At 62.9% G+C, this 18,154-nt stretch carries 14 protein-coding genes; 6 read left to right on the top strand and 8 right to left on the bottom strand.

Annotated features, from left to right (window positions below; all coding sequences use genetic code 11):
• Positions 1-37 precede the first annotated feature (37 nt).
• Positions 38-676 (top strand): maleylacetoacetate isomerase, encoded by a 639-nt coding sequence (maiA, locus tag I6L38_RS10470; protein WP_041207222.1) that lies wholly within the window; start codon positions 38-40, stop codon positions 674-676.
• 81 nt (positions 677-757) lie between these two features.
• Here the strand turns inward: maiA and I6L38_RS10465 are convergent, their stop codons facing one another.
• From I6L38_RS10465 to I6L38_RS10445, 5 genes are all read right to left on the bottom strand, one after another.
• Positions 758-1,258 carry a thioredoxin family protein gene (locus I6L38_RS10465; RefSeq protein WP_195879259.1) on the bottom strand — a complete coding sequence of 167 codons (501 nt, stop codon included), beginning with the start codon at positions 1,256-1,258 and terminating at the stop codon, positions 758-760.
• A 178-nt stretch (positions 1,259-1,436) separates the two neighbouring features.
• The gene (gene asnB, locus I6L38_RS10460) at positions 1,437-3,101 is read right to left on the bottom strand and encodes an asparagine synthase B (protein ID WP_201881210.1); all 1,665 of its coding nucleotides are present in this window, start codon (positions 3,099-3,101) and stop codon (positions 1,437-1,439) included.
• A 206-nt stretch (positions 3,102-3,307) separates the two neighbouring features.
• A complete protein-coding gene (locus tag I6L38_RS10455) occupies positions 3,308-3,673 on the bottom strand; it encodes a cupin domain-containing protein (protein WP_201881213.1) in 366 nt (121 codons plus the stop codon).
• 125 nt (positions 3,674-3,798) lie between these two features.
• The gene (locus tag I6L38_RS10450; protein WP_065017970.1) at positions 3,799-5,373 is read right to left on the bottom strand and encodes a cation:proton antiporter family protein; all 1,575 of its coding nucleotides are present in this window, start codon (positions 5,371-5,373) and stop codon (positions 3,799-3,801) included.
• A 56-nt stretch (positions 5,374-5,429) separates the two neighbouring features.
• Positions 5,430-6,179 carry an HAD-IIA family hydrolase gene (locus tag I6L38_RS10445; RefSeq protein WP_005302324.1) on the bottom strand — a complete coding sequence of 250 codons (750 nt, stop codon included), beginning with the start codon at positions 6,177-6,179 and terminating at the stop codon, positions 5,430-5,432.
• Positions 6,180-6,391: 212 nt separating this feature from the next.
• On the opposite strand from I6L38_RS10445, the gene I6L38_RS10440 reads away from it, so the two are divergent.
• Positions 6,392-7,411: an adenosine deaminase gene (locus tag I6L38_RS10440; protein ID WP_201881215.1), complete on the top strand. Its 1,020-nt coding sequence runs from the start codon at positions 6,392-6,394 to the stop codon at positions 7,409-7,411.
• An 81-nt stretch (positions 7,412-7,492) separates the two neighbouring features.
• Here I6L38_RS10440 and I6L38_RS10435 read toward each other — a convergent pair whose 3' ends face one another.
• From I6L38_RS10435 to I6L38_RS10425, 3 genes are all read right to left on the bottom strand, one after another.
• Positions 7,493-8,614, bottom strand: a complete 1,122-nt coding sequence (locus tag I6L38_RS10435; RefSeq protein WP_201881220.1) for an alkene reductase — start codon at positions 8,612-8,614, stop codon at positions 7,493-7,495.
• Positions 8,615-8,801: 187 nt separating this feature from the next.
• The gene (locus I6L38_RS10430) at positions 8,802-10,337 is read right to left on the bottom strand and encodes a TerC family protein (protein WP_201881221.1); all 1,536 of its coding nucleotides are present in this window, start codon (positions 10,335-10,337) and stop codon (positions 8,802-8,804) included.
• A 297-nt stretch (positions 10,338-10,634) separates the two neighbouring features.
• A complete protein-coding gene (locus I6L38_RS10425) occupies positions 10,635-11,561 on the bottom strand; it encodes a cation diffusion facilitator family transporter (RefSeq protein WP_043169833.1) in 927 nt (308 codons plus the stop codon).
• Between the two features lie 169 nt (positions 11,562-11,730).
• Between I6L38_RS10425 and I6L38_RS10420 the strand changes: the two genes are divergently transcribed.
• From I6L38_RS10420 to I6L38_RS10405, 4 genes are all read left to right on the top strand, one after another.
• Positions 11,731-14,787: an FAD-binding and (Fe-S)-binding domain-containing protein gene (locus I6L38_RS10420; RefSeq protein ID WP_043169831.1), complete on the top strand. Its 3,057-nt coding sequence runs from the start codon at positions 11,731-11,733 to the stop codon at positions 14,785-14,787.
• Positions 14,787-15,275: a hypothetical protein gene (locus I6L38_RS10415; protein WP_043169828.1), complete on the top strand. Its 489-nt coding sequence runs from the start codon at positions 14,787-14,789 to the stop codon at positions 15,273-15,275. The genes I6L38_RS10420 and I6L38_RS10415 overlap by 1 nt, the downstream gene beginning before the upstream one ends.
• A 136-nt stretch (positions 15,276-15,411) precedes the next feature.
• Entirely contained in the window at positions 15,412-15,873 is a 462-nt protein-coding gene (locus I6L38_RS10410) for a hotdog fold thioesterase (RefSeq protein ID WP_042008973.1), read from the top strand.
• Positions 15,874-16,053: 180 nt separating this feature from the next.
• Positions 16,054-17,949 carry a DEAD/DEAH box helicase gene (locus I6L38_RS10405; RefSeq protein ID WP_216989527.1) on the top strand — a complete coding sequence of 632 codons (1,896 nt, stop codon included), beginning with the start codon at positions 16,054-16,056 and terminating at the stop codon, positions 17,947-17,949.
• The last annotated feature ends 205 nt before the right edge of the window (positions 17,950-18,154 follow it).

The raw sequence follows: 18,154 nt of genomic DNA, 5'->3' as shown, positions 1-18,154 counted from the left end.
GCAGGTGTCCATGCACCTGTCAACACAGGGACAAAGTATGTTGCAGTTGTTTGGATATTGGCGTTCATCGGCAAGTTATCGGGTACGGATCGTGATGCAGCTCAAGGGGCTCGACTACGAGCAGCATCCGGTCAATCTGCGGCAGGGCGAGCAGCGCGAGAAGGCCTATCGCCGGCTCAATCCCCAGGGGCTGGTGCCGTTTCTGGTGGATGGTGAGGTGCAGGTGGGGCAGTCGGTGGCCATCATGGAGTACCTCGACGAAACCTACCCCGCTCACCCGCTGATGCCGTCCGCCCCCGAGGAGCGGGCCCGGGTACGCCAGATCGTCAACATGATCGCCTGCGACATCCATCCCCTCAACAACCTGCGGGTGCTCAATTACCTGGGAGAGCATCTCAGGGCGGGCAAGGAGCAGGAAGCGGCCTGGTATCGCCACTGGATTGACGAAACCTTCAGCGCGCTGGAGCAGCTGCTGATGACCACCGCCGGCATCTATTGCGTCGGCAACGAGGTGACCCTGGCTGACTGCATGCTGGTGCCCCAGGTCTACAACGCCCGTCGCTACGACATGTCGCTGGAAGACTATCCCACCATCAACCGCATCGTCGCCAACTGCGAGCAGTTGCAGGCCTTTATCAAGGCCGCCCCCGTCAATCAGCCGGATGCCCAGCCCTGAAGCTGCGCCTCCCTGCCAGGTTCCAATTATCGAGCCCCGCACCGTCAGCCGACCGTGCGGGGCTTTCATATCAGAGGCTCGCTAGCCGCGGGTGGGTTTGGGCTGGAAGAAGGCGATGAACTTGCCGAATTTCTCCCCGTCGTAGCTGTCCCCCTTCTCCAGCAGTCCGGTGTTGAAGGATTCGAGCAGCTTGCCCTTGCCATCCAGCACGTAGAAGTGGGGCACCCCCAGGTACTCGGGATAATCTTTGAGGAAGGATTCGTTCTTGTTCTGCTTGCTGACGTTCACCTTGACCACCACGAAGGTGCGGTTGAACTGGCCGGCGAGTTTGGGTTCCCGGTCCAGAAAGTGGTTCATCTCCTGGCACCAGCTGCACCACTCGCCGCCCACCAACAGCAGGACTTTCTTGTCCTCCGCGCTGGCCTTGGCGGTGGCGGCGGCGAGATCGCGGGCCGGATCCCGCTGCTCGTCATAGCCCTGGCTGTAATCGGGCAGGGTCTGGCTCCAGAGGTGGTCGGCGCTGTACACCTCGCCATGAAACAGGGCGGTGCCAAGCACCAGCGGCAATAGCAGTCGGTTCATCACGTGCTCCTTGTGTTGTTGTGGTTGCTTCCAAGCCGCAACAATGTGACACGAGCGAGCCCGGCCGCCAAGGGCGAGATGGGCCCTTGTTATGCAAAAAGCGGGAATGGGTCGACGGGAAAAACAAAGCCCCTCGCAGGAGGGGCTTGGCATTCAGGCAAGGGTGGTCGCCGGCAGATCAGTAACCCTGCTGGTGCACGTCCATCACGGCGCGACCGGAGGGGTCGGCCATCTCCTTGAACTTGGCATCCCATTCCAGCGCAGTCGGGGTGGAGCAGGCGACCGACTTGCCGTAGGGCACGGTGCGGGCGGCGGACTCCAGCGGGAAGTGCTCGTCGAAGATGGCGCGGTAGTAGTACGCCTCCTTGGTGAGCGGGGTGTTGATGGGGAAGCGGAACGCCGCCGCCTCGAACATCTGATCCGTCACTTCCTGCTCGACCATGGCCTTGAGACTGTCGATCCACGAATAACCCACGCCGTCGGAGAACTGCTCCTTCTGGCGCCATGCCACTTCATGGGGCAGCAGATCCTCGAAGGCTTCGCGCAGGATGTGCTTCTCGATCTTGCCCTTGCCGCACATCTTGTCGGCAGGTTGCAGGCGCATCGCCACGTCCATGAACTCCTTGTCGAGGAAGGGCACGCGACCCTCCACCCCCCAGGCGGCCATCGACTTGTTGGCGCGCAGGCAGTCATAGAGGTGCAAAGAGGCGAGCTTGCGCACGTTCTCTTCGTGAAACTCGCGGGCGTTGGGCGCCTTGTGGAAGTAGAGGTAGCCGCCGAACAGCTCGTCCGAGCCTTCGCCCGAGAGCACCATCTTGATGCCCATGGCCTTGATGTAGCGCGCCATCAGGTACATGGGGGTGGAGGCGCGGATGGTGGTGACGTCATAGGTCTCGAGGTGATAGATGACGTCCCGCAGGGCATCCAGACCTTCCTGCACCGTGAAGTGGATCTGGTGGTGGATGGTGCCGAGGTGATCGGCCACCTTCCGGGCCGCGGCCAGATCCGGGGAGCCTTCCAGGCCGACGGCGAAGGAGTGCAGCTGGGGCCACCAGGCTTCGCTCTTGCCATCGTCTTCTACCCGGCGGGCGGCGTAGAGCTTGGTGATGGCGGAGATGACGGAGGAGTCCAGACCGCCGGAGAGCAGCACGCCGTAGGGCACGTCACACATCAGCTGGCGCTTGACCGCCGCTTCCAGGGCCGCTTTGAGCTCGGCTCTGTCGCTCTGGTTGTGCTCGACCGCACCGTATTCCATCCAGTCGCGCTTGTACCACTGTTTGAGCTCTCCATCCTTGCTCCACAGGTAGTGTCCCGGCGGGAAGGTTTCGACGCTCTTGCAGACCGGTACCAGCGCCTTCATCTCGGAGGCGACGTAGAAGTTGCCGTGCTCGTCGCGGCCGGTGTAGAGGGGGATGATCCCCATGTGGTCGCGACCAATCAGGTAGGCATCCTGCTCGGCGTCATAGAGGATAAAGGCGAAGATGCCGTTGAGATCGTCCAAAAAGGCGGGGCCCTTCTCCTTGTAGAGGGCCAGCAGCACTTCGCAGTCGGAGTGGGTCTGAAACTGGAAGTCGACCTTGAGGTTCTTCTCCAGCTCCTTGTGATTGTAAATCTCGCCGTTGACGGCCAGCACATGGGTGCGCTCGGGGTTGTAGAGCGGCTGGGCGCCGTTGCCCGGATCGACGATGGCCAGGCGCTCGTGCACCAGAATGGCCTTGTCGGAGCTGTAGACGCCGGACCAGTCAGGACCGCGGTGACGCAATCGCTTGGACATCTCCAGCGCCGATTTGCGCAGGGCGGCCGCATCGGATTTGATGTCCAGAATGCCGAAAATAGAACACATTGGCGGTAATCCTCTTGATTTTTATATGAGCCCCCCACGTTCGGGCTCGAAATTCCATTTACATTCCTCGCCAATCACAATGCCTAGTGCAAAAACCTTTTGCAAGCGGGAAAACCGCAGAAAATCATGCCGTAAGCATCAAGCAGGTAGGGGAGTGCGGCGACCCGTCCGGCCGCCGGAAAAAAGAGGGGAGATTGACGTGAACGTCAGCTGGTGGGCTCGAAGATCACGTAAAGCTTGCGGCAGGGGGTGAGGGTCTCCCACTCCCCGACAAAGCCGGCGGGAATGACGAACTGGTCGCCGGACTTGAGGGGCAGCCTGCCGCCCTGGCCGTCGTGGATCACCGCCTCGCCCTCCAGCAGCTGGCAGTATTCATGCTCGGTGTAGTGGATGGCCCAGCGGCCGGGCTCACAGCTCCAGAAGCCGACGTGGAACTGCTGGCTCGGATCCGAGTAGTGGTTCCAGACCGTCTGGCTCGGGTTGCCGGCGCGCAGGCGCTCGGGGGTGGGCATCAGCGGGGTGGGAGCCACCTCGTGGCGGTCGAGCAGGATCCAGTCGTTGAGGGTCTTCATGCTGCCTCCTTGGCAAGGGATAAAAAACGGGGCCATCCAGGCCCCGTGATTGTTCGTTTTATTAAACGAGGTTGCGCATAACGTAAACGATGGCGCCCTCCTTGCCAAGGGGCTGCTCCCGCCCGTCAGCGTGGCTGCAGCCGCTTGATGACGTGACGGGCGAAGCCGCTGCCCGCTTCGTCGTAGACGTTGAACACCGCATCCACCCCTTGCTCCTTGAGGGAGGCGATGTCGTCCTCGAAGCGGACGATGGCGGCAATCTTGCCGGCAAAGCCGTGGCTGCGCAGCTTCTCGATGGCGTAGAGGTTGCCCGAGTGGTGAGGCATTGCCAGCAGCACCAGGTTGACCTGGTTGGAGAGCAGCACCTTGTCCCAGAAGTCGGTATCGGTGGCGTCACCCTCGATGACGTTCATCCCCTGGGCGCGCAGGGTAGGCAGCTTGTCGCTGTCGTTCTCCACCCCGAGGATCACGGTGCCGTACTTGTTCTCCAGCTCGAAGTAGGCCCCCTGGCCGATCCGCCCCATGCCGAGGATGATCACCTCGGCATCGCCGAGCTCGATGGGCCTGTCCTCCGGGTGCAGGGTGGTGGCCTGCATGCCACGCAGCCAGTTGCCGAGCCGATGGTAAATTCGCTCGCTCTGGCCGTTGAGGGGGGCCGAGATCATGAAGCTGGCCGCCAGCGCCAGAGAGAGCGCAACCAGCCACTCGTGGGAGATCCAGCCCGCCTTGGCGGCGATGGCCGCGACGATGAGGCCGAACTCCGAGAAGTTGGTGAGCGCCAGGGTGGAGAGCAGGGCGGTGCGCACCCGCAGGTGGGCGCCGCTGTAGACCAGGTAGTAGAGCGCGCTCTTGAGCGGCAGGGCCAGCACCAGTGCCAGCGCCAGCAACATGGTGTCGTGGGTCGGCAGGCCGTTGAGGCCGATGGTGAGAAAGAAGCAGATGAGAAACAGGTCTTTGAGGTTGAACAGCGACTTGGCCAGTCCCGCGGAGGCGGGGTGGGAGGCGATCAGCATGCCGATGATGAGTGCCCCCAGATCCGGTTTGAGCCCCACCACCTCGAAGCCGGCGGCCCCCACCACCAGCGCCAGGAAGATCCCGAACAGCACCTGCAGCTCGCCGTGGCCGGCCCGCTCCAGCAGTTTCAGCAGCAAGGGGCGCAGCAGCGGCAGCCCCAGGATCCAGAGCGCCCAGATGCTGGGCCACTCGCCGCTGGAGACCGCCAGGAAGGCCACCGCGAACAGATCCTGCATCACCAGCACGCCGATGGCGAGACGGGCATAGAGGGCGTTCATGTCGCTGCGCTCCTCCAGCACCTTGACCGCAAATACTGTGCTGGAGAAGGAGAGGGCAAAGCCCAGCAGCAGCGCCAGCTGCCAGTCGAGCGACATGGCCAGCGCCAGTCCGAGCCCCTTGCACACCAGCAGCACCACGGTAAACAGCAGGGTGGAGAGCAGCAGGTGCAAACTGGTGGTACCCCAGACGTCACGCCGCATCAGGATCTTGACGTTGAGCTTGAGGCCGATGGTGAACAGCAGCAGGGTGACGCCGAGATCGGCCACTTCGCTGAGGGCCGGGGTGTTGTGATAGCCCATGGCGTTGAGGATGAAGCCGGCGGCCAGAAAGCCCAGCAGGGGCGGCAGGCCGATGAGGTTGACCAGCATGCCGCAGCCGAAGGCCACGGCGATAAGAATGGGTTCCATGTTGTTTCCTGCGAGGGCAGGGCCGGCCTGCCCTCTTCTCTATCCTGGGTAGCGGGTCAGACGATGTCGATGTCCACTACTGAGTCAAAGATGTGGTTCGGCCGAAACGGCATGCGGTCGATGTCGGCCACCTTGCTCACCCCGGAGAGCACCAGCACCGTCTCGAGGCCGGCCTGGAAGCCCGCCAGAATGTCGGTGCGCAGGTTGTCGCCGATGATGATGGTGTCGTCGGAGTGGGCCTCCATCCGGTTGAGCGCCGCGCGGATGATCCAGGCGCTCGGTTTGCCCACATAGAACGGCTTCTTGCCGGTCATCCGCTCGATGGGGGCGCACAGGGCGCCGCAGGCCGGGTGCATCATGGGGCCGTGGGTATCCGGGTTGGTGGCGATGAAGCGGGCTCCCTGATCGACGAACTTGGCCCCCAGCTGCATCATGGTCCAGTTGTAGTTGCGGGTCTCGCCCACCACCACGAAGTCGGGGTCGATGTCGGTGATGGTGAAGCCGGCCTTGTAGAGTTCGTGGGTCAGCGCCCCTTCGCCGATCACATAGGCCTTCTTGCCGTCCTGGCGCTTGAGAAAGTCGGCGGTACCCATGGCGGAGGTGTAGAAGCACTCCTCCGGCACCTCGATCCCGGCGGAGCGGAAGCGGTTTTGCAGATCTTTCTGGGTCTGGGCCGGGTAGTTGGTCAGAAACAGCAGCTTGCTGCCCTGCTCCAGCAGGCGGTGGACGAAACGGTCGGCGCCCGGCACCAGATCGTTGTTGTGCAGGATGACGCCGTCGATGTCGCAGATGACGCTTTTCTTCATGGGGACTCCTTGTGTAGGCGCAAGAGGCGGCGGAAAGTTGCGCCAACTCTCAAGATCTTCAAATAGTTATGTTGTTTTTGTGACGCCATTATAAGTCTGTTTGATGACAAGTCTCCCCCATAAACAGAGATAGGTGCACAATCAATTGCAGGGGAGGGAACCGCTCTGCCACTGGCGGGTCCCGCTGTCTGTGCACTGATGGAGCCGTCATCATGGATAACTTTATTGCCGGTCTGCCCAAGCTGGAGCTGCACCTCCATATCGAAGGCTCGCTCGAGCCGGAACTGATGTTTGCCCTGGGCCAGCGCAACGGCGTGGCCCTGCCCTGGCCAGACGTGGCCAGCGTGCGCGCCGCCTACGAGTTCGACTGCCTGCAATCCTTCCTCGATCTCTACTATCTGGGGGCCAGCGTACTGGTCAACGAGCAGGACTTCTTCGATCTGACCTGGGCCTATCTGGCGCGCTGCGCCGCCGACAAGGTGGTGCACGTGGAGATCTTCTTCGACCCCCAGACCCACATCGCCCGCGGCGTGCCCTTTGCCACCGTGCTGGGCGGCATCGAGCGGGCGCTGCAGCGCGGGGAGAAAGAGTTTGGCATCAGCTGGCGGCTCATCATGAGCTTCTTGCGCCACCTGAGCGAAGAGGAGGCCTTCGCCACGTTGGCAGAGGCCACTCCCTTCTTGTCGCGCATTCACGGCATCGGCCTCGACTCGGGGGAGCTCGGCAATCCGCCCAGCAAGTTTGCCCGGGTCTTTGCCCGCTGCCGCGAGCTGGGGTTGCCGGTGGTGGCCCACGCCGGCGAGGAGGGGCCGGCGGACTACATCTGGCAGGCCATCCGGGAGCTGGAGGTGCGGCGCATCGATCACGGGGTACGCTGCGTCGATGATCCCGAGCTGCTGCGTTATCTGGCCGATACCCGGCTGCCGCTCACCGTCTGCCCCCTCTCCAACACCCGCCTCAAGGTGTTTGACCAGATGGCCCACCACAACGTACTGAATTTGCTGGAGCAAGGGCTGTGCGTCACCATCAACTCGGACGACCCCGCCTATTTCGGCGGCTACATGAACGCCAACTTCCACGCTCTGGCCCATGAGCTGGGGGCCAGCATGAACCAGCTTTGCCGTTTGTCACTCAATGCCGTCGAGGCGAGCTGGCTGAGCCTGGCCGACAAGGCGCGGCTGACCCGGGAGATCAGAAGCTACGCCGCCTGCTACGGGGTCAGCCTCTACTGAGCATTGGCACGTGTGAAAAGCAAAAACGGCGCGCCCACCAGTGATGGTGGGCGCGTTTTTTTATGCCTGGGCGGGTTTGATTCAAGCCGTGTGAGGCTGGGCGGTTGCCTGATAGGTCGGGTAGTCGGTCAGGCCCTTCTCGCCGCCGCCAAACAGGGTGGCTGGATCGTGAGGGGCCAGCGGATAGCCGTGGCGCAGCCGCTCGGGCAGGTCGGGGTTGGCCACGAAGGGGCGACCGAAGCCTATCATGTCGGCCCAACCCGCCTCGAGCGCCGCCCGGGCACGCTCGCCGTCGTATTTGCCGGCATAGATGAGGGTGTTGGGGAAGGCATCGCGCAGCCCCTGCTTGAAGCTCTCAGCCATCAGCGGGGCGTCGTCCCAGTCCGCCTCGGCAACGTGCAGGTAGACCACGTCGAGCCGGCCCAGCAGGCGGGCGGCGGCCAGGTAGGTCTCCTGCGGATTGGCATCCACGGTGCCGTTCAAGGTGGTGAGCGGCGCGAGGCGCACCCCGACCCGGTCGGCCCCGATCTCGCTGCAGACCGCCTCTGTCACCTCTTTGAGGAAGCGCAGCCGATTCTCCAGCGAACCGCCGTAGCCGTCGGTGCGGGTATTGGACTCGGAGTCGAGGAACTGGTTGATGAGGTAGCCGTTGGCTGCGTGCAGCTCGATGCCGTCAAAACCGGCCAGCATGGCGTTGCGGGCCGCCTGGCGAAATTGCCCCACTACCGCGTCGATATCGGCCTGGGTCATGGCGCGCGGGGTGACGGTTTCGACGAACCCGGGGGCGTCGCTGCCGTTGTCGACGAACACCTTGACCCCTTTGGCCTGAATGGCGGAGGAGGAGATGGGCTGGGCGCCGCCGAGGTTGTCAGGGTGAGTGACCCGGCCCACGTGCCAGAGCTGGGCGAACATGGTGCCGCCCTTGGCGTGCACGGCGTCGGTCACCAGCTTCCAGCCGGCCACCTGTTCGGCACTGTGGATCCCCGGCGTCCAGGCGTAGCCCTTGCCCATGGGGTCAATCTGGGTGCCTTCGCTGATGATGAGGCCGGCTCCGGCGCGCTGGGCGTAGTAGGTGGCCATCATGGCGTTGGCCACGTCACCGGGCTGGCTGGCGCGGGAGCGGGTCATGGGTGGCATGACGATGCGATTGTTGAGGTGCAGCTGGCCGAGGCGCAGGGGGCAGAACAGGTGATCGTGGTGCATGGTGAATTCCTCATGGTGATGATGGGCTCACTCTAGTGCCGGCATCCCTTGCGAAAAAGAGGGGTAATTGCAGATGAGAATTGCGCTGATGACAGCAATGGCGAAATGAGAGAGGAGAAAGGGGGGAGGATAAATAGAAAAGGGGACCGACAAGGTCCCCTTTTGCTGCAGGCTTCACGAGATGGCGTCAGGCCGCCAGCGGCATGACGCGCACCCGCTCGATGCGCCGCTCGCTCACCTCGACTACCTCGAAGCAGAGCTGCTGCAGTTGCAGCTGCTGGCCCGGGGCGGGCAGGGTGCCGAAGTGGGAGAGCAGCATGCCGGCGAGAGTCACGTACTCGTCGCTCTCGCTCACCAGCCCTTCGTGTTCCAGCACCTGCTCCACGTGGTGGATGTTGGTGCTGCCGTTGATGAGCCAGCCAGCCCCGTCGCGGATCATGTCCGGCGTTTCATCTTCATCGGGCAGCTCGCCGACGATGGCCTCCAGCAGGTCGTGGGTGGTCACCAGCCCCTGGATGATGCCGAACTCGTCGGCCACCAGGATGAGGCTGCCCTTGGCCTGGCGCAGCTCCGCCAGCAACCTGATCACGTTGATGGTCTGCGGCACGATAATGGGGTCGTTCTGTTTGGCCAGCCCGCTCAGGGACTGCCCCTCGTTGAGGGCAAACAGCAGGTCGCGCGCCTTGACCACCCCGATCACCTCGTCCAGATCGCCGTCACAGACCGGGAACAGGCTGTGGGGCTCCTGCTTCAGCAGGGCGCGGATCTCGTCATCGGTGTCGTTGACGTCGATCCAGGCCATTTCGGAGCGCGGGGTCATGATGGTACGGATGGAGCGATCGGCCAGCGACAGCACCCCGGTCACCATGTAGCGCTCCTCCTCGCCAAAGCTCACCGGCTCGGGGGCGGGGGCATCCAGGTCGTCGTCCGGTTTGTCCTGATACGCCTTGCTACCCATCAGCTTGAAGATGGCGGCGGTGGTGCGCTCACGCAGGGGCAGCTTGGCCTCGTGGCGCTCGGCACTGCGCTGGGAGAGCTGGTTGAAGAATTCGATCAGCACCGAGAAGCCGATGGCCGCATAGAGGTAGCCCTTCGGAATATGGAAACCGAACCCTTCCGCCACCAGGCTGAAGCCGATCATCAAGAGGAAGCTCAGACAGAGCACCACCACTGTGGGATGGGCGTTGACGAAGCGGGTCAGCGGCTTGGAGGCGAGCACCATCACCACCATGGCGATGGTCACGGCCGCCATCATGACGCCGAGCTGTTCCACCATGCCGACGGCGGTGATGATGGAGTCCAGCGAGAAGATGGCATCCAGCACCAGGATCTGGGTGATCACCACGCCGAAGCTGGCGTAGACGCCGACCGGTCCCTCTTCGGGCGGCTTGGCCTCCAGCCGCTCGTGCAGCTCGGAGGTGGCCTTGAACAGCAGGAACAGGCCGCCCCCCATCAGGATCAGGTCCCGCCCGGAGAAGGGGTGATCCCAGATGTGCAGTATGGGGGTGGTCAGGGTGACCAGCCAGGACATGACGCTCAGGAGCCCCAGGCGCATCAACAGGGCCAGCGACAGGCCGATGATGCGGGCCTTGTCCCGCTGGGCGGGGGGCAGTTTTTTCACCAGGATGGCGATGAAGACCAGGTTGTCGATCCCGAGCACGATTTCCAGAACGATCAGGGTAAACAGACCGATCCAGATGTGGGGATCCAGCAGCAATTCCATGTAGTGACCTCAATAAAAACAGACAGAGCAAAGAGTGATCACGGCGCACGACGGCCGTAGTGACAGCAAGGCTATGACGTTATTCAGAGGCGCTGATTAAGCAGATAGAGATAGGTTTTGACGGGAAGAAACGAAGGGCAACTTCGGGGATTGTCCATGATGGGCAATAAAACCTCGGGTTAAAAGTGAGCCCTGATGATAGCGGTTGGCGCCGTTTTGGCAAGAGGGAAGCCATGAAGATGTGATGACAGGGGGAGGCGGCGGCTGGCCTCCCCCAAACGGCAGTTCAAGCGGCGGTTACAGCCAGCGCTTTTCGCGGGTGAAGCAGACCGACAGCCAGGCGTCTCCCAGGGTATCGCCGAGGCGGGACCAGAGCTCCTGGCGCAGGGCATCCTGGCGCTCAATGGGCCACTCCTGACCGGGGGCCACCAGAATGTTGAGTTCGAGATCGAAACGACGGCCGCTTTTCGCCAGATGGCTGTAGCACTCGACCCCATGGCGCAGGCGCAGGGCCTCGACCTCGCTCGCCACCAGCCGGGAGACGTCCCCCTTGGGGGCTATTTTCAGCACTTCCCGCAGGTTGCGACCGAGCACCTTGATGGGGATGAGGGTGGCGCACAGGGCCAGCAGCGAGACCAGCAGCGGGTCTATGTAGCGGTTGTAGTGGCCGTAGCCGATGGCATCGAGGCCAATGGCGACCACGAAGCCGATGAGCAGGGTGGTGCTGAGCAGGGTATCCACCAGCCACTCCTTGGAGTCCACCCGCACCAGCTCGGAGTTGACCCGCTCAGCCACGTTGGCCTCGACCAGATAGATGATGCCGCAGAAGAAGGTGGAGACGACGGCATAGATGAGGGCGTGGCCGAGATCGATCTCCCGTCCCCCCGCCAGCAGGGTGGTGAGGCCGTTGTAGAGCGCAGCCAGACAGAGCAGCAGAATGATGGTGCCGTTGATGACGTTGGCGATGGGTTCGAAGTGGGCGTAGCCGTATTGAAAGCGGGCGTCGGAGGGTCGGGTGACCAGGTAGGCGGTGATGAGCCCGAGGCCCGTCATGCCCATGCTGAACAGGGTGAAGATGCCGTCGAGCATGATGGCGTTGGAACCGACGAACAGGCCATAGCCGATGCCGAAAATAGCAAAGGTGATGCAACCAAACAGCGACAGGGTCAGCGCCTGTTTTTCGGTGCGGATAAGCGTACTGATAACATGGCTGTAGTGAGCCATAAAAGTCCTCCTTTCAAATGGTGAAGATTGCGCGCGCAAGCGGTTTTCTAGCTGATATACTGCCCGCTCACATGTGAGCGGACTGGTTCGGGGGCCCGCGAAGAGGCTGGCCCGAACGGTCGTTGTCGCCGGAATGCCGGCATCAAGCAAAGGATGGGAACAAGGATTCATGATCCCGAGACTCGATTACCAGGACAGTTTGTCACCTACAACCCTGCAGTTTCTTGAGTTGCTGGCGCGATCAGCATTTCGTGGTGATATCGAAAAGTCTTATGCAAGCCGGTTGGCGATGGCGACGGATAACAGCGTCTATCAGGTCGTACCTCAGGCGGTTCTCTATCCGCGCAGCGCGGATGACATAGCGGTGATGCTCAAGCTGGCCCAGGGGCCCGAGTACGCAGCCTTGAGTTTCTTCCCTCGCGGCGGCGGTACCGGCACCAATGGTCAATCCTTGGGCGGCGGCATTATCGTCGATCTCTCGCGCCATATGAACCAGATCATGGAAATTAATCTGGAAGAGGGTTGGGTGCGAGCCCAGGCCGGGGTGGTGAAGGACCAGCTCAACGCCTATTTGAAGCCTCATGGCTACTTCTTCTCGCCGGATCTCTCCACCTCCAACCGCGCCACCCTGGGGGGCATGGTCAACACCGACGCCTCCGGGCAGGGGTCGCTGGTGTACGGCAAGACCTCGGATCACGTGCTGGGTCTCAAGGCCGTGCTGGAAAACGGCGAGCTCATGGCCACCGAGCCGGTGACCGGTGAGCGACTGGCCGACAAGCTGGCTCTCGAGAGTCGTGAAGGGGAGATCTATCGCACCCTCTATCGCATCGGCCGCGAGCGGCGCGCCGACATAGAAGCCACCTTCCCCAAACTCAACCGCTTTCTGACCGGATACGATCTCAAGCACCTTTATATTCCAGAGAGCGACACCCTGGACGTGAGCCGGGTGCTGTGCGGCTCGGAAGGTTCTTTGGGTTTCATCACCGAAGCCAGGCTCAACATCACCCCCATCCCGCGCTACCGGACGCTGGTCAACGTCAAGTACGACAGCTTCCCCTCGGCCCTGCGCAACGCCCCCTTTATGGTGGAGGCACACGCCCTGTCGGTGGAGACGGTGGACTCCCGGGTGCTGGGGCTGGCCCGCGCCGACATCATCTGGCACTCGGTGAAGGATCTCATCCAGGACGTACCCGGCAAGGATCTGCAGGGGCTCAACATCGTCGAGTTTGCCGACACCGACGAGGATGCGCACAAGGCCAAGGTAGCCGAGCTGTGCCGGCGCATCGACGACCTGCTGGCGCGCGGTGAGGCGGGGGTCATCGGCTATCAGGTGTGTGACCACCTGCCGAGCATCGAGACCATCTACGGCATGCGCAAGAAGTCGGTGGGGCTGCTCGGCAACGCCGAGGGGCGCAAGAAGCCGGTGGCCTTCACCGAAGACACCGCCGTGCCGCCGGAATCCCTGGCGGACTTCATCATGGAGTTTCGTGCCCTGCTGGACGCCCATGGCCTTGACTACGGCATGTTCGGCCACGTCGATGCCGGGGTGCTGCACGTGCGCCCGGCGCTCGATCTGTGCGACCCGGAGCAGGAGGTGCTGCTGCGGCGCATCTCGGATCAGGTGGTGGCGCTCACCGCCAAATACGGCGGCCTGATGTGGGGGGAGCACGGCAAGGGTTTTCGCTCCGAATACAGCCCCGCCTTCTTCGGCGAGCTGTGGGAGGAGCTGCAACGGGTCAAGGGGGCGTTCGACCCCGCCAACCGCATCAACCCGGGCAAGATCTGCATGCCTTACGGCAGCGGCGCCGAACTGGTGTCGGTGGACGGGCCCAAGCGCGGCAAGTTTGACCGCCAGATCCCGCTGGCGGTACGCACCAGCTATACCCGGGCGCTCGATTGCAACGGCAACGGTCTGTGCTTCACCTTCGAGACCGACTCCCCCATGTGCCCCTCGGTCAAGATCAGCCGCGATCGCCGCCACTCCCCCAAGGGGCGGGCCGGCCTGATGCGCGAGTGGCTGCGCCAGCTGGCGGAGCAGGGCTTCGACCCTCTTGCCGAAGAGGTGGCGCTGCAAAGCGGCGGTCTGCGCTTCAAGCAGATTGTCGACAAGTTCCGCAATACGGTGGCCCGCGCTCGCGGCCAGTATGACTTCTCCCACGAGGTGATGGAGGCAATGGAGGGGTGCCTCGCGTGCAAGGCGTGCACCAGCCAGTGCCCCATCAAGGTGGATGTGCCCACCTTCCGCGCCCGCTTCATGCAGCTCTACCACAGCCGCTATCTGCGTGGACCCAAGGATTACTTCGTCGGCACGGTGGAAGCTTACGCTCCTCTGCTGGCCAAGGCGCCGAAACTGGTCAACTTTTTCCTCGAAAAAGAGTGGGCCCAGAAGGCGACCGAGAAGAGCATCGGCATGGTGGACGTGCCGCTCTTGAGCGTGCCGACCCTGGCCGAGGAGCTGCGGGATCACCGCGCCCGCTATTTCGATCTGCCGGGTCTGGAGGCCATGAGCCCAGAGCAGCGCCAAAAAGTGGTGCTCATCGTGCAGGATCCCTTCACCAGCTACTACGACGCCCCCGTGGTGCGGGACCTGGTGAAGTTGGCCACCAAGCTCGGCCTGCAGCCCTATCTGCTGCCGTTCAAGCCCAACGGCAAGCCCCAGCACGTGAAGGGTTTCCTGCGCGCCTTTGCCCGTACCGCGGCCAGCAGCGCCCAGTTCCTCAACAAGGTGGCGGCGCTCGGCATCCCCATGGTGGGGGTCGATCCCTCCCTGGTGCTCTGCTATCGGGATGAATACGTGAAGGCGCTCGGCCCCGCTCGCGGCGACTTCCAGGTGATGTTGCCCCAGGAGTGGTTGCTCTCCCTGCCGGCCGAGGCGCTGCCGGTGCGGGAAGAGGCGGGCACCGAACCCTGGTATCTGTTCGCTCACTGCACCGAGAAGACCGCCAAGCCCACCACCCACGGCGACTGGAGCACCCTGTTCCGCCGCTTCGGTGCCACGCTGCAGCCGGTCTCGGTGGGCTGCTGCGGCATGGCCGGTACCTATGGCCACGACGCCAAACAGGTGGAGAACTCCAAAGGCATCTATGGTCTGAGCTGGGCCGAGCCCCTCGCGCGCCTGCCCAAGGAGCGCTGCCTGGCCACCGGTTATTCGTGCCGCAGCCAGGTCAAGCGGATGGAGGGGGAGAAACTCAAGCACCCGTTGCAGGCCCTGCTGGAACTGCTCTGATGCTGACGCTGCCCAAGCGGTTTCGGGTGCCGCAAGCCTATCGGCACCCGCACTTCCTGCTGCTGCCGGTCAGCCCGGCCCAGGCGGTGGTGGAGTTCGTCGCCATGCTGCGCGAGCGCGAGCAGCTCCATCAGCTGTTTCGCCCGGACGATGTGTGGCCCTCCGCCAATTTCAGCCTGAGCCAGCACGAGGCCGATCTGGAGTGGCAGCGCTCCGAGTTTCTGGCCAAGCGCTCCTTTGCCTATGGTCTCTGGAGCCCGGCACGGGAGCCCGAGTTCTGGGGCGGAGTTTACCTCTACCCCTCGGTGCTGCCGGAGGTGGCGGTGGAGCTCTTCTTCTGGAAGGTGGCCGAGGCGCCGCTCACCGATGCCGAACTGGAGGCCGAACTGCGCGCCTGGCTTGGCAAGGTGTGGCAGTGGCCCGAGCCGAGCCTGCCTGGGCGGGACGTCCCTTGGGCCGGGTGGCCCGGGGTGACCTACCCCTGGTGACAGGGCCTGGCCAGCCAGCCCTGAAGATGCCCCCTCAAGCGGGGCATCTTTTTTTCTGCGCCTTTTTCGCCGACACTGCTGGTTTGCCGCTACGGCGCAGCGATAACCCATTGATCACAGAAGGAGTCAGCTCGTCATGAGTCAAGATAACGCCCCCATCTGGCGCAAGCCCATGAGCCTTGAGGGGCTCAACGCCAGCTCCCGCAATACCCTGATGGCCCACCTCGACATCGTCTACACCGCCTTTGGTCCTGACTGGCTGGAGGCCACCATGCCGGTGGATCACCGCACCCATCAGCCGCTCGGCATGCTGCACGGCGGCGCCTCCGTGGTGCTGGCGGAGACGCTGGGATCGCTTGCGGCCAACATGGCGGTCGGACCTGACAGTTACTGCGTGGGGCTGGAGGTCAATGCCAACCACTTGAGGGCCAAGCGGGAAGGGGTGGTGACGGGGCGCTGCGCGCCGCTGCATCTGGGGGCGACCACTCAGGTGTGGCAGATAGAAATTCGCGATGAACGTGGTCGTTTATTGTGCACCAGCCGGTTGACCATGGCGGTGCTCAAGCACAAGCGGGACAAGGACTCTGGCGAAGCGTGATCCGCAATCACGCACCATGAGTGAAAAATAAGCAAGCCATAGTCGTCAGATCCCTCTATAATTGCCAACGTCTTGAGAGGCCTATCACATTTTTCAAGACAGCAGAACAAAGTGGCGCTATAATCGCCGCCTTTTTGCTATTCCGCGGTGTTAGCCGCCTGCCTTAATCTGGAAGAATCTATGTCTGATACCGAACAACTGCCCCTTTTTAGTGAGCTTGGACTGGCCGCGCCTGTACTGAAAGCGCTGCAGGACGTGGGCTATGAGCGCCCGTCCCCCATCCAGGCCGCAGCAATTCCCCACCTGATGGCGGGCCACGATCTGCTGGGGCAGGCGCAAACCGGTACAGGGAAGACCGCTGCTTTTGCCTTGCCTCTGTTGTCTCGTCTGGAAGCTGGTAACCGCAACACCCAGATCCTGGTGCTGGCGCCTACCCGCGAACTGGCCCTGCAGGTGGCTGAGGCGTGCCAACGCTATGCCCACCACATGCCTGATTTCCACGTGCTGCCCATCTACGGCGGCGCCTCCTACGAAACCCAGACCCGCGCCCTGCGTCGCGGTGCTCAGGTTGTCGTGGGTACTCCGGGCCGTGTGATGGACCTGATCCGTCGCAAGAACCTGGACCTCTCCGGTCTGAAAGCCCTGGTGCTGGACGAAGCGGACGAAATGCTGCGCATGGGCTTCATCGACGACGTGGACTGGATCATGGATCAGTGCCCGGCCGGTCGTCAGGTTGCCCTGTTCTCTGCCACCATGCCGGAGCAGATCCGTCGCGTTGCCCAGAAGCACCTGAAGCAGCCCAAAGAGATCAAGATCGCCTCCAAGACTGCTACCGCCACCACCATTCGCCAGCGCTACTGGCAGGTGACCGGTCTGCACAAACTGGACGCCATGACCCGTCTGCTGGAAGTGGAACCCTACGAAGCGCTGCTGGTGTTCGTGCGTACCAAGAACGCCGCCGAAGAGCTGGCCGGCAAGCTGGCCGCTCGTGGCCACGCCTGTGAAGCGCTGCACGGCGACATCCCGCAGAAGCTGCGTGAGCGTACCGTCGACAAGCTGCGTCAGGGCCAGTTGGACATCCTGATCGCTACCGACGTGGTTGCTCGTGGTCTGGACGTTGAGCGTATCACCCACGTAGTGAACTACGACATTCCGTACGACACCGAATCCTACGTTCACCGTATCGGCCGTACCGGCCGTGCCGGTCGCAAGGGCGAGGCCATCCTGTTCGTGGCACCGCGCGAGCGCCGCATGCTGCGCGCCATCGAGCACGCTACCCGTCAGGCCATCGAGCCGATGAAGATGCCGAGCACCGAGGACATCAACCAGCACCGTCTGGCCAAGTTCAAGGAGCGCATCCGCGAAACCATGATGGGCGAAGAGCTCGAGATCTACGTGAACCTGGTGAACGAGCTGATCGAAGAAGATTCTGCCGATCCGCTGGAGCTGGCTGCCGCACTGGCCAAGCTGGTACAGGGTGATCAGCCGCTGCTGCTGGATGACTCCATCCCGGATCCGCTGTTCAGCAACAACAACGATCGCGGTGGTTTCGAGCGTCGTGAGTTCAACGACCGCGGCGGTCGTGACTTCGGTGACCGTGGCGATCGTCCGGCCCGTCGCATGCCGTCCCTGGAGCCGCGTCCGCTCAAAGACAACCCGGACGTGGAGATGGAGCGTTACCGCGTAGACGTGGGTGCCCATCACGGCGTCAAGCCGGGCCAGATCGTGGGCGCCATCGCCAACGAAGCGAACATCGAGAGCCGTTTCATCGGCAACATCGACATCGCTGACGACTTCTCCACCGTCGATCTGCCCAAAGGCATCAGCCCTGACGTGCTGGAAGTGATCAAGAAGGCCCGGGTCTGCCAGCGTCCGCTGCAGATCAGCCGCTACACCGAGGTGCCGACCGGCGGCAACACCAGCAGCCGTCCGCCGCGCGGTGATCGTCCGTTCCGTGGCGACCGTCCTTTCAACAAGGATCGCCGTCCGCAGGGTGACCGTCCCTTCAACAAGGATCGCCGTGAAGGCGGTTTCGACAAGGGTCGCAAGTTCGGTGGCAAGCGCCGCGACAGCTAAGCCCTGATGGTTATCTAAAAAGGCCGCTCATCGAGCGGCCTTTTTGTTGCCTGTGGTTTACCCATGCTGTGCTGGTGGGGCTCACCCATTGAGCGCCATTGATATCACCGACAGGCTGCCCGGCATCGGCATCGGCTGCAAGGTGCAGGATGGTAACTAAGGTAGCCAGCCCATGAGCCGCCTTGTGCCGTTGCGAGCAGAACCT

Source organism: Aeromonas sp. FDAARGOS 1408 (genome assembly GCF_019048665.1).
In the GTDB taxonomy this organism is placed as follows: Bacteria; Pseudomonadota; Gammaproteobacteria; order Enterobacterales; family Aeromonadaceae; genus Aeromonas; species Aeromonas dhakensis.
Note: the sequence above shows the minus strand (reverse complement) of the source record. Positions and strands in the feature narration are given on the sequence as shown.